Annotated in this window: 9 protein-coding genes and 1 pseudogene; 4 read left to right on the forward strand and 6 right to left on the reverse strand. The window is 41.4% G+C overall.

From position 1 onward, the window contains the following. Window positions 1-96: 96 nt before the first annotated feature. From AACX68_RS15595 to AACX68_RS15605, 3 genes and pseudogenes are all read left to right on the forward strand, one after another. Window positions 97-1,068, forward strand: a pseudogene (locus AACX68_RS15595) (DEAD/DEAH box helicase); the annotation flags it as partial. Next, window positions 1,061-2,494 (forward strand): hypothetical protein, encoded by a 1,434-nt coding sequence (locus AACX68_RS15600; RefSeq protein WP_228859712.1) that lies wholly within the window; start codon window positions 1,061-1,063, stop codon window positions 2,492-2,494. The pseudogene AACX68_RS15595 and the gene AACX68_RS15600, both read left to right, overlap by 8 nt. Before the next feature lie 195 nt (window positions 2,495-2,689). After that, entirely contained in the window at window positions 2,690-4,609 is a 1,920-nt protein-coding gene (locus AACX68_RS15605) for a tetratricopeptide repeat protein (protein WP_228859713.1), read from the forward strand. Between the two features lie 416 nt (window positions 4,610-5,025). Here the strand turns inward: AACX68_RS15605 and AACX68_RS15610 are convergent, their stop codons facing one another. Both AACX68_RS15610 and AACX68_RS15620 read right to left on the reverse strand, forming a co-directional pair. Further along, window positions 5,026-6,633, reverse strand: a complete 1,608-nt coding sequence (locus tag AACX68_RS15610) for a hypothetical protein (RefSeq protein ID WP_228859714.1) — start codon at window positions 6,631-6,633, stop codon at window positions 5,026-5,028. A gap of 249 nt (window positions 6,634-6,882) precedes the next feature. Next, window positions 6,883-8,568, reverse strand: a complete 1,686-nt coding sequence (locus AACX68_RS15620; protein WP_228859715.1) for a DUF262 domain-containing protein — start codon at window positions 8,566-8,568, stop codon at window positions 6,883-6,885. A 482-nt stretch (window positions 8,569-9,050) separates the two neighbouring features. Between AACX68_RS15620 and AACX68_RS15625 the strand changes: the two genes are divergently transcribed. Further along, window positions 9,051-10,484 carry an IS1182 family transposase gene (locus tag AACX68_RS15625; RefSeq protein ID WP_228859716.1) on the forward strand — a complete coding sequence of 478 codons (1,434 nt, stop codon included), beginning with the start codon at window positions 9,051-9,053 and terminating at the stop codon, window positions 10,482-10,484. A 358-nt stretch (window positions 10,485-10,842) separates the two neighbouring features. Here the strand turns inward: AACX68_RS15625 and AACX68_RS15630 are convergent, their stop codons facing one another. From AACX68_RS15630 to AACX68_RS15645, 4 genes are all read right to left on the reverse strand, one after another. Further along, complete coding sequence (locus tag AACX68_RS15630; RefSeq protein WP_228859717.1) at window positions 10,843-11,760, reverse strand: integrase domain-containing protein; 918 nt, start codon at window positions 11,758-11,760, stop codon at window positions 10,843-10,845. Window positions 11,761-12,711: 951 nt separating this feature from the next. Further along, the gene (locus AACX68_RS15635) at window positions 12,712-12,945 is read right to left on the reverse strand and encodes a hypothetical protein (RefSeq protein WP_228859718.1); all 234 of its coding nucleotides are present in this window, start codon (window positions 12,943-12,945) and stop codon (window positions 12,712-12,714) included. A gap of 511 nt (window positions 12,946-13,456) precedes the next feature. Beyond that, window positions 13,457-14,041, reverse strand: a complete 585-nt coding sequence (locus AACX68_RS15640) for a polymorphic toxin type 25 domain-containing protein (protein ID WP_228859719.1) — start codon at window positions 14,039-14,041, stop codon at window positions 13,457-13,459. Between the two features lie 16 nt (window positions 14,042-14,057). After that, window positions 14,058-14,285 carry a hypothetical protein gene (locus AACX68_RS15645; protein WP_228859720.1) on the reverse strand — a complete coding sequence of 76 codons (228 nt, stop codon included), beginning with the start codon at window positions 14,283-14,285 and terminating at the stop codon, window positions 14,058-14,060. Window positions 14,286-14,287 lie beyond the last annotated feature (2 nt).

Below are 14,287 nucleotides of genomic sequence, written 5' to 3' on the forward strand. Positions count from 1 at the left end.
ACCTCGTCTGTTTTATGACAGTAACGACAAACCACATCAACTTTCGCCATATCTCACCCATAAGAAAAAGCAGGGATTCTATCACAATATCTAATCATTGGGAGCATGACCAACATTTACGATTGGGTGATCATCGACGAGGCTGCACGCTCAATTGCGAGTGAATTAGCCATCGCAATGCAGTCAGCTAGACGTGTCTTGTTAGTGGGAGATCACCTGCAACTTCCTCCATTGTACTCCGATGCGCATAAGGCTGCTTTGGCAAGGAAGTTGGGTATTAACAGTTCGCGCACTGAGATCGATGAAGTGTTACGAAGTGACTTTGCACGCGCATTCAACTCTACCTATGGTGAGCAAGCTAGCGCAGCACTGCTGACGCAGTATCGTATGGCCCCACCTATCGGTGATCTGGTATCGAAAACCTTCTATGAAGGTAAGCTTAGAAATGGCGAGCGAGTAATTCCAGATGTCTATCAGAATACACCTAGAGCTTTGCGCAGCATGGTGACCTGGCTGGATACCTCTAACTTGGGCCAACGGGCGCACCACTTGGAAGATCGTGGGACAAGTATCTACAACCGCTGCGAAGCTGATCAGATTATTTCAGTGCTCAAACAGGTGTCAGAGAATGCTGATTTCGTAGCGGAGCTCTCGAAGCTCACCAGCAAAGATGAAGCTGCTATCGGTGTGATTTGTATGTATGCAGAGCAAAAGCGGTTACTGCGCCAGAAATTCAATCAGGAAATCTGGAGTGACGGCTTCAAGGATATTGTCAAAATTGACACGGTAGATAGCTATCAAGGTAAGGAAAACAGGATCATCATTTTGTCCTTGACGCGTTCGGATAAGTGGCATAGCCCTGGGTTCTTACGAGCACCTAATCGGATCAACGTTGCGATGTCTCGTGCAATGGATCGTTTATTAATTGTTGGCAATGCGGATATTTGGAAAGGAAACAACAGAGAGCTGCCATTAGGCTCCGTTGTTCGCTATATGACTGAGCGTGGTCAGGAAGCCGGATACACATTCATCTCAGCTAAGCAGGGTGGGACACAGAATTATGTCTGATAACAAAGTAACTTATCACGAGGTTGACTTCCTGCTACCCGCGCAGAGGTTTAACATTCAGTTTTCATACGTATCTCAGAAAGGGCTGCCATTTATCAGAGAGTTTGTGCTGAGGCTTGTTCATGTCGCACCAATGAGCAAGGCACAAATTTCGACCTATTTTGGCCTTAGCCGCCGTGAGACAGAGGAAGCGATTTCAGATCTGGTTCAGCGTGGTGAACTGACACTGTCACAGGATAGCCGTCTGACCTTGACTGACAAATCAAATGGTTATTTCTCTGAAATTGGGGAAATCCCACAGCTTTCTACGGTACAAGATAGTGGAGCTACCTTGTCATTTGATCTGGCCACTTTTAGTTGCTTCAGTAACCAGAATGTCCAAGACAAGTGGAAAGCCGGCATATCTCTCAAGATTGATGATAGCAACGCTTCTCAAAGCGAAAGGTTGGTAGAGAAGCACTTTCAGCACCAATTTAACCAGATTCTGGATAAGGGCTATCTATCCCACTTGCTGGCTCAGGATGGAAAGGAGCAACCCTCTGTTTACACTGTGAATTCTGTCAATAAACTGCGACAGCTGCCGTTGCGTTTGACCACAGAGTTTCAGATGGATAACGATGGCAAGGCTGTTGAGCGTGAAGATTATGAAGAGCTAAATAGCTCGGAGTGTGTTCATGAACTAATGGCCATAGAGCTATCTCGGTTATCAACGCTCAACAATACCATGAGTATCATCAAGTCCATGGTTTCGCTGAGCGATGAAGAGACCCTGAAGCTATTTGATTCAAAGACAAACCTGATCAATCCGAACTATGTAGAGGATATGCAGTCTTTGGAGGAGCATACAGCTTCCGGCAGAACGACTTTCCTTGGCCCGATATACTCAAAAAGCAATTGGGAGAAGCTACAGAAGGCTCTGACTCCGGTGATCAATAAGCGTATCAAAAGCAAAGCTGATACAGGCAACAGTTGGTTTACCTGGATTGCACCGTCAGATGCATACTGGGCAAAGAGTGACCGCTTTACTACTAGCTTAAGCAACTTCATTCATAGGTCGAGCACTAAAGAGAAGCGGCTTTACAAGCCTGTGTTGTATGTACCAGTATCCGATGACAGGGATTCCAGAGTAGCCAAACAATGGATGCATGAACTTGGGCAATTCCACAAAGATGCTAAAGGGCTCGCTGAAGGTTTCTTGGATGGCAATGTTGAGATCCTTCATCTTGAAGATGAAATAACTGTTGTTATTTATCATTTCGCTCAACCAGAAACTTTGCCGGTAACTATGCCTTTGGGTTTTATCTCAACGGACAAGGCTACAGTAGCGAAAATTGGAAAGCTAGTAAATGACTATGTGGCTGGTAGTTCTTCATTTGATAAACCAAATGATTGTGGCTCTATATCTTCAATAGCTAAAAGTCGTTAATCGGTTGGACATTAAACCTCTAATAGATGTGAATGACTACTGACTTAATAGATACGCTGAGTTTGATTTTTGACTGAGCTCAGCTTATCTTTTATCTGAATTTACCGGATTAGCGCATTAGCACTAAATCGTTTATGTCCATTGATTGTCTATTATATAAGATGATGATACAGCAATATTTTTGGTTTTATTCTTATGACTCATGATAGCTATTTTAGTAAAAAAAAGTCTGGAGGGGCATTCTCTTCCATTGGGGATACGTATCAAGGTTTCTGTACCCTATATTTTACAAGGAAAAATATAGATAATAGTGAATTTCTCTCCACTGGGATTGAGACTGATGATGATTTTACACTATTGTTTTCCTCTCACACTAAGTATTTTCAAGTCAAATATTCAACAATCACACATAAAATAGCGAAAAATTATTTAAAACCCTACACAACCTTAATAGGGCTTGATATTGATAAAAAGCTTTCAACATTCATTACGTATTTAAAACAGTACAAGAATTTCCAATCATCGGATGCCACTGAAGTAGACAAAATAATCAAACAGTGTGATTTCATTAAAATCATGCAGAAGCATAATTTCAGTCCAGACGATTTGCACATCATGAAAGACAACTGGAATATCGAGTCTATCTCAATAGATCACATTGAGGAGACTATTAAATACTGGATTATGGATTGGGGAATTCAAAAAGGATTGCTCTTAGATTCAGGGCAAGCTTTTAGTGAACTGTTGTATATCATTTTAATAGCTAGAAATGAAAGAGGTTTTCTTACAAAAGATCGCATTATTTCAATATTAAAGAACCATGTCATCTCGTCGTTCACAAAAAAAACACCCGATATTAAGTCTGGACACTTTAATAGAATAAAAATCGATCCTGATCAAGTAATAAAAAGCGTAAATAACAAAATATCACTTGCAGAAGATTATCTTGTAAAAGAAAAATATCAAGAAGCACTATCAGAGTATCTAAAATTAGCTGAGTTTGTTGGATCAGTGTCTATTTATTGTCGTTGTGCTGCTATATATTCTTTTCTTAATAACGACACATTAGCACTTTCTTGGTGCGAAAAAGCATTAACGCTCGAATCCCTACATCCTGAAGCACTAAGTATTAAAGGTTCTCTGATGCTGAATGCCAATAACGTTGATTTAGCACTCGAACTATTCCTTTCTGCTAATGACAAGGACTCAGGCAATACGTCGACGTTATATCAAATAGGAACTTGTTATGCTAAGAAGCAAAAGCTAGAAATGGCTGAGGAATTTTATCGGGAAGCCATCGCAGCTGATGAAAATAATATCATTGCTAGAATATCTTTGGCCTATATTTTATACAAGATTGGTTTATTCACTGAGGCCAGCATTCATATAGATAAAGCGTTATTGCAGGCTCCTGGAATGCCAGATGCATTGGCGTGCAAGGGAGAGATTACGCGTTTCTATGGGGATTCTGATGAGGCACTTAGATATTTTGAACGATGCATAAAATCTCAGCCTGAAAACAAAGAAGCAAATTTAGGAAAAGCATTGTGTCTTTTAGAAAAAGGAGACAGAAAAGGTATTTTACATTTGATCTATTCATGTGAAAATGAACTGAATTCATTACCAATGGGGAAAAGCATAGTAATTGTAGATTTACGTTGGAATGATATAAGCATCATTTCGATTACTAATTACAGCCAAAACAAATATCACATTAATTATAATGGAGTTGAAATTATTACAACAAAAAATGGAAATAAAAAAATAGGTATTGGTATTATGCGTATTGGCAAAACCGACACACCGATTATAACGCAAGACTACGATAACATTAATGATTTTACCGATACAGTTACTGCATTCAAAGCTGGGGTAGTATTTGGAGATCATGTTCTTGTCACAGGCTATGTGAGTGAGTTCTCTGACTTCACCGAAATCTGTATAACAACAAAACAACATACAATATATGGTCAAACAAATAGAGGAAAAAAAGAAGGGTTCATAGCTTTTCGCAATGCCTTTAGTGGGTTTGCCTGTATGATCCTGACGCATAAGCCTTCAGGACAAGAATCTGTTTTCTGTATTACCGGATTTGAACTGAATACTATAACATGACAATAGTTTTAGTAGGTTGATTACCAACTAACAAATCTAATGGCTAATTAAAAGAGTTAATAAGAAAGACTCAACTAATTAGTTTTATGGTCATAACGACCCTGTTTCTAAATTTGTGTAATTGCCTGCTTTTGATATGTTTAATTTATCAACGGCATCATTCCACTCGTGTCCCGAAATAGGCCACTCCTGATTAATTGGGGGTAGAAAGCTGCTCCGGCAATATCCATTTTTTGTATCGAAATTAAATTGTATTAGCAGCGACTTGACCTGACGTTATCCTACGGTAGGACTCGATTAAATTTGACGGTCAGCTTGGCAGCAGAGCTGCTTGTCCCTAGCCCTGTGTAGGATTGTAGTATTTTGTGCTAGATGCTTGTAAAACAAGCAACGAATGGCTCATAAATAATATGAGTCTAAATTCCTAGTGCTAATATAAGAGAACCTTTTCTCATTAAGTGCTCCTTGTTAACAGATATGATACTCATCTTGGCAAAGGGATATAATGCATCTTTAATCATACTATCTTCATCAATAAGTGAACCAAAGGTAGATAATGCATCTTTAATCGTACTATCTTCATCAATAAGTGAATCAAAGGTAGTAGTAGAGATATTTAAATCTTTAAACTCTTTCGATAGGTATCGATATTGTTCTGATAAACCATATTTTCCTGCAAGTTTAATAAATAAATCGTTGTAATATATCTTCTGGCTAACGGGGTAAGCATCCACCATTTCTGCTAGATGACTTAACACTATTATACTCCATGCTTGGAATGGCCAGAGCATGCGATACTCTCTCTTTTTCAATATGTCAGGTAATGAAGGATTTTTTTTATTTTGGTCAGGTATAAATAACTCTTTATTCATCATCCAGCTTCTCCATTTCTGATAGTCCCGATTAAAGTAAACTTGACGATTATCTAAGTATTCGGATGCAAGCTTGGTCACTTTATCCTTTAGACATACTGACCTTACTCTTTTATGATAGATATGCTCGCAATCAGATCTGAATTGTGACTTTATTTTATCAAATTTCTTGGTTAATGATGGATGCTTAACCCAAGTCCACGTCGATGCATTCGATTCATCTGAATAATGACGACACACTATACTTCTGTCATCTTGATAATTTAGAGTAGGTATCTCTTCGGTAAAAGAATAGATAATCGATATCACGCGATTGTCTATATATCCTTCTATTACCGCATAGTCACTTGATTCATGACAAAGTAAAACCTTGTCACAAATTAAATCCCTTTTGGAATAAATCAACGGTCTTTCTTTGTAAGATTGTTCTGCATAAGTACACTCCACTTCTTTATGTATACTGGGTAAGTGAATTCTTTTGCTAGATATGGCTTTACGAAGCGATGCTAAAGCTCTGTTTCTTTTTTCTGCCTTTTTATTCCTTTTCTCTTCTTCAATCTGTTTAAAATACTCGATTTTCTTAATTTCAAGTTCTGAGTGATAAATCCATTTGTATTCGACGAGATTATTTCTTACCAGAGAAATCCATTCAGAGATGCTATTACCTTCAGCAAGAGGAAAGTAGTACTCAATTGAATCAATCTGTTGGTCAATGTAATACTGTATTTTATCCTCGTCACATTTGTGAGTAACGCAGACCTCAATAGCCACATCACCAATATCTGTCACAAGATATATGTCTGCCAGGTAGGGTCCGATCCTGTATTCAAGTACTGACTCTTTAACTTCAGTTGTTAAGTCGGAAACGGCAATATCTGTTTCGTCGATAGCTATCCTATTTATTGGAAAAGTAATCTCAGATAGCGAAGAAAAATAGAGTTGTATCGCTATATGTAACTGCGTCATCCGACAGTCACGGCTTTCTTCCTTTGTAGCATGAGAGAAGTGGTGTGTGTTGATCTTTCCATTGTTCTTTGCAATGAGGGTATCACCACAGTGCTTACAAACACAGTTACAACGCTTTCCGTTTTGTACTGAATCTACGTGAACTATTGTGTCTGAATCATTGTGAAGGGCATATTCAAAAAGCATCCGTACGGTCCGTATCCTAACTTATTTATCTAATTAGACAATCTAGAGCCAGTCTCTATTGGCTACCTATTCAGACCACACATCAAGCTGATGATGCCCATTCTTGCATCATTGTCTTCCTTTCATCAAGGTAGGTCACATGATTATATGAACGGCTCACATGATTGGTATCGGCATGAGCTAACGATGCCTAGATGTGAGGTGGTCAATAAAGCTAAAGTGGCCCTAAGCCACCGCATGCTTGCCTGCTTACTCCTCGCTATCCAGCAGCCCCATTTGCGCGATACGCTCATGGATCAACTGCTTGCGCTTCTCGATAAAGCGCGGGTAATTCTCCACTTTCCACAAGGTTTTTGGTGAACAAGGAATGCAGTGCAGATCCAGAAATTCAGTGGACTGATTTTTCAGCCATTTGTCCAGCGGCTGTGCTCCTTTGTCGCCTGCGCCGTTTTGATGCGCAGGCAGCAGCATACAGTTCGCCAACTGATCGATTTCCCAGTTTTCATATATTCGCACTTGCCGTCCGGTTTCTTCGTTCAGTTCCTTCTGATCTTTCAGTAGACTACGGGCAAAAATATGATCAATTTGCGGCTCGTGCTGGAAGCCCGAGGATTTATATTCCCCACCATACCACAGGTTAAACAGTAGATGGATGTTCCCGCTACCATAGCTGCACCAGTCGAACAGACGCTCTTCAGTCAAATGCAGACTGCGGTTGGCGGAAACAATCGCCGCACGAATCTTTTTCAGATCAAAACATTGCTGCTCTTCAATCACTTTCACCAGTTTATCGATAATGCCATCCGGCTGACCGGAAAAGACACCATTGAGCAGTGCAGGCACCAGATACTGTTTTAACGCTTTTGATTTCGTCAGTTGCCCCGGGAAGTGATATTGTAAAAAAACTAGTGGAATCATAGCATTATAAGAAGTAAGCGCCTTGCTGGAACGGATATAGGTTTTGCTAACGATCTCATCTTTCACAAACTGCAAAGCTTTAGCGATCGCAGGCCAGTTTTCACTGATCTGTCTGCGCACATCGTCATCACGCAGTTTATCCACATCATATTTGGCACCAAACCCCAGCAGCGTGGTACTGAGTTTGATCAAAAAATCGCGTGAGAAGTTGAAGCGGCCGTTATCATTAATTTTTTCCAAAAAATCTTCGAAGATTACATCCGCATCAGACCACTCTGTTGAGAGTAGCGTAAACATCAGGTCAGACTTGCTCAACCGTGTGCCACCTGAGTTAGCGCGAATAAAGACCTCGACCACATCGTCAAAATTGAGTTCGCTGTCGTCGTCGCTGCTGTCGATCACGTGGTAAAGTAATGCTCCCTCATTGCTGAACTCTTGACGTGCGCGACTGAGGTTGATTGTCGCCCGTTCGCGCTCTTCCGCACTTAGTTCCAGTTCCTCATCCTGCACGCGCTGGTTGAGAATCTGCTCTGGTAATTTTTTGGTGTAGATAATGTCGGACATTGCCATCCATGGCCAATTGGCCCTAGTGACATCCTTAAATTCAAAGTGGTAGCGAATTTCTTCTTTACTTGTCGCCGCACCGCTCAGCAAATCGAAATGCAGTACTTGGCCATCAATACTGCCTTTCAGCGCCAGATAAAAGCTCTGTAAACGCTGCTGACCATCCAGTACCAGCCATTTCGCTTTCGTTTTACCGTGGCGATAGTGATCCTTTAAGTCGACCTTACCACCGTTAAAGTTTTGAATAAATTTACGATGTTTTATCGCTTCGCGAGTTTTCCATAGCAGCATGGAAGAAAGCGGATATTGCCGCATTACTGAGTCAAACAGCCGAGATATTTGCTCAGTATCCCAGACAAACTGCCGCTGAATATTTGGCAGCCAAAGTCCGCCACCATCTGCCTCGTCATTATTAATTTCCTGAATTATCGCCTTGATTGATTTACTGGGCATTGCGTTTTTCCTTGTCGGTGCGTGCGGGTACCGCGCTAAATTTGGTTTAAGTACATTAAGGAGGATTATCGGCGGCGGGATAATGACATTTAACGCGCGCTGATTCTCCACTGTATAGACACTTCAGAGCTGTTATATAATACGGCTGTTCATATTCTGTTACTCCCAGTCTACAACAACCTTTGTATTGTTTGTTGATGCTCTTCGTTATTCAACTCAAAAGTACAGATAAGTGTTATCTCATGTCTGAGCAATTCTCAACCACAATTGAGAAAGTCAGAAACTGATGACATGCTCCCCCATTGATTAAGGCACAATGATGTTAGTTATGTCGGCTTCTGGCACAGACTGTGTAAAAACCCTTGATCAGCTTTTGGTCTGAGTACGATGTACTTATGATCAATTGGTCTTAGCTACCGATCCAATTTCAAAGCCAAGTCCAGTATCATCAGATTGGTAAGCATAATCATGGAGATTCTGGCATGTCTCACCATATTACTGGTCAATCAAGGCATCAATCCACGCTCTTTCCAGAACTCATGGACGACTTTGTTAGCGAAGATAACCCAGTGCGAGTTATTGATGTCTTTGTTGAACATCTAGATTTACTCGACTTAGGTTTTGAAAGCGTGAATCCCAAGTCAACTGGCCGCCCTGGATATCACCCTGCCCTGATGCTCAAGCTCTACATCTACGGTTATTTAAATCGAATTCAATCATCGCGACGGCTGGAGAAGGAATGCAACCGCAATGTCGAGTTAATGTGGCTGCTTGAACGTTTATCTCCCGACTTCAAAACGATTGCAAACTTCAGAAAGGATAATGGTAAGGGAATTAAAAACGTCTGCCGTAAATTCGTCGAGTTATGCCGACAACTCAACATGTTTGAAGATGCCGTGTTCGCTATTGATGGTAGTAAATTCAAAGCCGTCAATAATAAATCCAAAAACTACACCCCCAGTAAAGTACAGTTTCATATCGAGCGAGTTGAAAAAAGTATCGAGAAATATTTAATCCAGATGGATGCCAAAGATGAGAACGAAAAAGAGTCTGATCCGACCGTCACAGCATCGAAATTAGCCTGGCTAAAGCAGCGCTTAATTGAGCTAAAAGCACTCGAAAAACAAGTTAATGAGCATCCGGACAAACAGATATCACAGACGGATCCTGATGCCCGCTTGATGAAAACACACCACATGGAAAGACAAGTCTGCTACAACGTGCAAACGGCGGTCGATACAAAGCACCATCTCATCGTTTGCCACGACATCGTCATGACAACAGACCGGGGTCAACTGACATTAGTTGCCGAGCAAGTCCAAAAGGTGTTGGGGAAGAAATCTATTACAGTGTTAGCCGACAAAGGCTACTTCAGTCGAAATGATATCAAAGACGGGCATGATCAAGGCATCACGGCGAATGTGCCACAAATTGACACTTCAGGTTCGGAGAGCAAAGGCATTTTTAACAAGTCTCTCTTCAAGTACGCCAACGGCAGTGATGTATACATTTGTCCGGCGGGTAAAAGGTTACAAAAGCGAATGAAGATCATGGAGAAAGGTGTAGAACTGGATGTTTACTTCAACAATTTAGCGTGCAATGAATGCCCAATCCGATCTCAATGCACAACATCAAAGAAAGAGCCCCGTCGCATAAGACGATGGATACATGAATCGATTATTGATGACATGCAAAAACGGTTAGATGAGAATCCAGAATTCCCGGTGATAAGGAAACAAAGTGTTGAGCATCCGTTTGGCACGATAAAAATGTGGATGGGAGCGACTCACTTTTTGACTAAACGCCTCAAAAATGTGAGCACTGAAATCAGCCTCAGTGTTCTTGCTTACAACCTGAAACGTATGATGACCCTACTGGGAACTGTCGGTTTGATGGCGGCCATCAGTCTGAGCTAAGTGATAAAGTAAGCTTAGTTTCACCAAAAATCTGCCCCAAACGCTCAAGGCACGCTGTTTTTAAATGACTTCATATTACAAGCCACCAATCTACATCAAAACATTGTGAATGTGATGAGCGCTAATCGGGTGCTTAAATGCAACCCAAATCGATGTTTGTTGGATGAAATCACGGTTTTTACACAGTCTGGGCACTAAGCTGGCTGTTTGATTAACTCTCGCTCAGTTCGAGTCTTATTTGGTACAACTAACTCTCTTTTGTCCAAAAGTGAGTTATAGATAACATATTAATAATAACCTAAGATTCAAGGTTGCTTTGCTCATATAAAGCAGCAGACTGGGTGTGATCCAATACAGTTTATTCACTTTCAATATTCTGGTAATACACCTGCTTAATATAACGTCCGCGCCCATCACCATGCCCCAAATCCATCGAGACCAGTGCCAGCACTTCCCGCTCGCTGAATCCTTGCGTTATATAATGCTCCCCGGATTGCTGAGCAAAATGATAACGCATACTGTGTGGCGCTTTATTACCGGTCAGTCCTGCACGTCTGACAATATAGAGGTAACGGTCGATGGCCTGCGTGATCGTCGGCTTATCAATCAGTTTACCGCCACGCCCGGTCTGCTCGCGTTCAGCATAAGCAATCGCGTATTGCAGGGCTTCCCGATCCAGTATGACCGTCTGCCGGGGTCGTCCACCTTTAGTACCGAACACCACCCGCACAGACGTATGCCCGTTTTCCAGTGCTTTCTTCCAGGTCGCTAACGATTTGTAGGCTTCCACCGCTTCTTTGGTACGCAGTCCCAGCACATACGCCAGTTGCATCACAGCCGCGACACGCCGGTCTTTTTGTTCCACCTGCTGAAAAATGTCCCGGAATGCAGCCGGTGCCAGCGCCATTTTCGTTCCCTTGCGGCTGGTATCCGCGATACCCAATGCCCGGTTACTCAGGCGGGCATTATCGGGATCAGCCAGCTTATGCTTGCCAGCGTGCGCTAAAATGGCTCGCAGCACCGACATTTCATTTTGCAGTGTCCGATAACTGAGATTGTTGGCTTTGCGTTCAGCAATGTAACGCTCAATATATTTCACCTTCAGACTGTCCATTTGCCGGAGTTTGATGCCATTGGTTTTCAAATAATCAAGGAACTGCCGGGCCATACGCTCTCGATCTGCTACGGTGACAAAACTTCCGCCCGCCTGTCGGGCATGCGTGATAAAGGTTTTTCTGAACAGCTCAACCTTTGAACGTGTCGATCCCTGCGCCATTCTCGCCTCTCCTGCTACTTTGCGTTTGTTTTATTCATTTTTAGTCGTTTTTAAAACAATTCCCTGCGTATCGGTTCAGGTTCACCGTTCCGTGGTGCGTCAGACAATGTGTAGCAGGGCGGGATTGTGTTGAGTTATTGCAGGAGCTCGCGACGTGCCCAGCACAGCGATGACATGCTCCCCGTTCAGAGCCTGATCAGTTCAGGATGAACGCCTCATTATCTTGACGTGATTCATTTCTCCTTAATTTTTACTGCATCAGCCTGCAATCAGGCAGTGGGTTGAAAATCCGATAGGACAATCGTTTAACAGGGTGGTTAATCGTCTGTTTTACGTGGTTTCACTGAGTAATGCGGGATTCAAATTGGTCGTAAAACCAGACCGGATGGGCTATGGACGTTTGCCGCTTTGCGGCGTCACTTGGTAATCGCTGCGCTTCAACACAAGTGACGCCGCACAATATTCGGGACGTTTACCGTGATGAATTGAAAATGTGAATGCATGTTTTACAGATAAAAACTGTATCAGTTGACGTAAGACAGAGCCTGTTTTGCTCTATTGTATGAGTAGCCGGTGATGAGTAACACCGGGAAACTTTCATCATCAAACGGAGGGTTAGGTGTTCAATGATATCTGCTTCCAAAAGTGCGCAGATGTACCGCATTGTAATGCTCTCCCTTGCAGGCTACGGGAGTTTTAGTTCGCCGCTTCACGCTGATCCTTACAGGCGACAGATCATAAGTAACAGTTAAATACCTTATAGGTTAGGCTGATTGAGGTCAAACTTTTGTCCGATATTAAGGTGGTAAAGACCGTACCATTCTTTTTCTTGATGAACATAATTACTCGTTTGTTCATCCCCCCCCTTGATGCAGCTTTGTGAGATACCCTATACTCTGGCTCATTCAAACCTCGGACCAGTGCACCCAGCCAGATCAATCGCAGTAGTTATCAATCCTGGCATAAGCGGGAAAAACGGCCAGATCCTGAACGGGTGAAATTGAAAAGTCTAGTGCGCTCAAATACGCCGCATTGTTCAACCAGATAACCGTACTTCTGCGTACACTGCTCCGGGTTGTTGTTACAGAAGTCCATCATTTCCTGCTGGTTACGGATATTGGTATTAATCATATCCCGGATAACCTGCTGACAGCTGCCTCCTTCACAATTACGTGCTCTGTGCACAAAATTGTCCAGCTCATTGACACTCAGGAAGTTATTCTCGATTATATTTTTGTGGCAAAAATCAATTAGAAAAAACCATATAAAAATAAACAGCATAAAAAAATCTAGATAACCACAGTAATATACTTTTAAAACTTATATCCATTTCAAAAAAAAAACTCTCTTATACATTCAATTTTATTTCCACATGAAAATTTTCTTCTAGATAAAAACCTGCAATGAACAATAAATAAAAATATTGCAATCGTACCAATGAAATACGCTAAGACATGAATGGTGTATTCATGCCTTAGAAAATAATCCCAAATACCAAACACATACATTGTAAAAAACATAAATATGGAAAAATTAGCCAGCTTGCTTTTATTAAAAAAACAAAAATCAAAAAACCTGAATGCAATCATTGGGTTTTTTAGTGAAACTCTTCGGCTAAGACCAAAATAAATCAGACAGCCTGAAAGAGATAACAAACTTGACACCATAAAAACAAACGGAATATATACAATCATATTTATTTTTCCTTAAACTCATATTTATATATTTCAGCACCCTCTTTGCCATTTATGTCTACTTCACCCAATGAGATTTTTTGTGTTCCTTTCAAACCATATGATGGCCCGGCACCTAATGATGTACCTATTCCATCTTTTCCTACTGACAGCCCTACTGAACCAAAACCAAAGCCTAGGTCAAAAGAATAGTCTTTATTCAAGGAGCCTAACGAACCTGGGAAGTAAGGACCAAATTCTACTCCAACAGTTGCGCCAGTATGAACACCGATAGCGGTTGTTTCCCCACCATTAATTGCAAATTTGTATGGATCCAACGATACTTCAGCAAATCCAGCCCAACCTGCTCCAAATTCAGCTTCACCTCTCAAATAAGGCTTAACTTTATATTCAACTCCCCATGATGGTCGTTGATGACTATATTTTATTGCTTTATCAATTTCATCTACAGAGGCTCCTTTACTCAGTAAGTCGAATGCCAATGTTGCATCTGAGTTTACGGAATTAGCCATTTGAACCCAGAATGAATTCGGGCCAAATCCATCTCCCAAGGCATTATTCTCAATAACAAAAAATCCCAGCGTCATAGCTGGGATTTTTTTGTTATCTACACAATGGCTCCAAACTAAGTAAATGAGCCTTTGCTTTTTCCACTATACTCAAAAATTCATCATAACTGAATTCTAAAATATTACTATCAGGATAAATAATAATATTCACTGATTTTTTGTCCTCAGATAACGAGATTTCTCCCCACTGTACCTTATTAAAAGATAGTTCAGCATAAAGGTCATCTCTATCAGTAGAACTACCAACACTATATTCCAACATGC

Origin of the sequence: Xenorhabdus sp. PB61.4, from assembly GCF_963894935.1 — a bacterium.
In the GTDB taxonomy this organism is placed as follows: domain Bacteria; phylum Pseudomonadota; class Gammaproteobacteria; order Enterobacterales; family Enterobacteriaceae; genus Xenorhabdus; species Xenorhabdus stockiae.

Excerpts from the sequence above, each read along its gene's own strand:
- AACX68_RS15600 (WP_228859712.1), top strand. The coding sequence starts at position 1,061 with ATGTCTGATAACAAAGTAACTTATCACGAGGTTGACTTCCTGCTACCC.
- AACX68_RS15605 (WP_228859713.1), top strand. The coding sequence starts at position 2,690 with ATGACTCATGATAGCTATTTTAGTAAAAAAAAGTCTGGAGGGGCATTC.
- AACX68_RS15610 (WP_228859714.1), bottom strand. The coding sequence starts at position 6,633 with ATGCTTTTTGAATATGCCCTTCACAATGATTCAGACACAATAGTTCAC.
- AACX68_RS15620 (WP_228859715.1), bottom strand. The coding sequence starts at position 8,568 with ATGCCCAGTAAATCAATCAAGGCGATAATTCAGGAAATTAATAATGAC.
- AACX68_RS15625 (WP_228859716.1), top strand. The coding sequence starts at position 9,051 with ATGTCTCACCATATTACTGGTCAATCAAGGCATCAATCCACGCTCTTT.
- AACX68_RS15630 (WP_228859717.1), bottom strand. The coding sequence starts at position 11,760 with ATGGCGCAGGGATCGACACGTTCAAAGGTTGAGCTGTTCAGAAAAACC.
- AACX68_RS15640 (WP_228859719.1), bottom strand. The coding sequence starts at position 14,041 with ATGACGCTGGGATTTTTTGTTATTGAGAATAATGCCTTGGGAGATGGA.
- AACX68_RS15645 (WP_228859720.1), bottom strand. The coding sequence starts at position 14,285 with ATGTTGGAATATAGTGTTGGTAGTTCTACTGATAGAGATGACCTTTAT.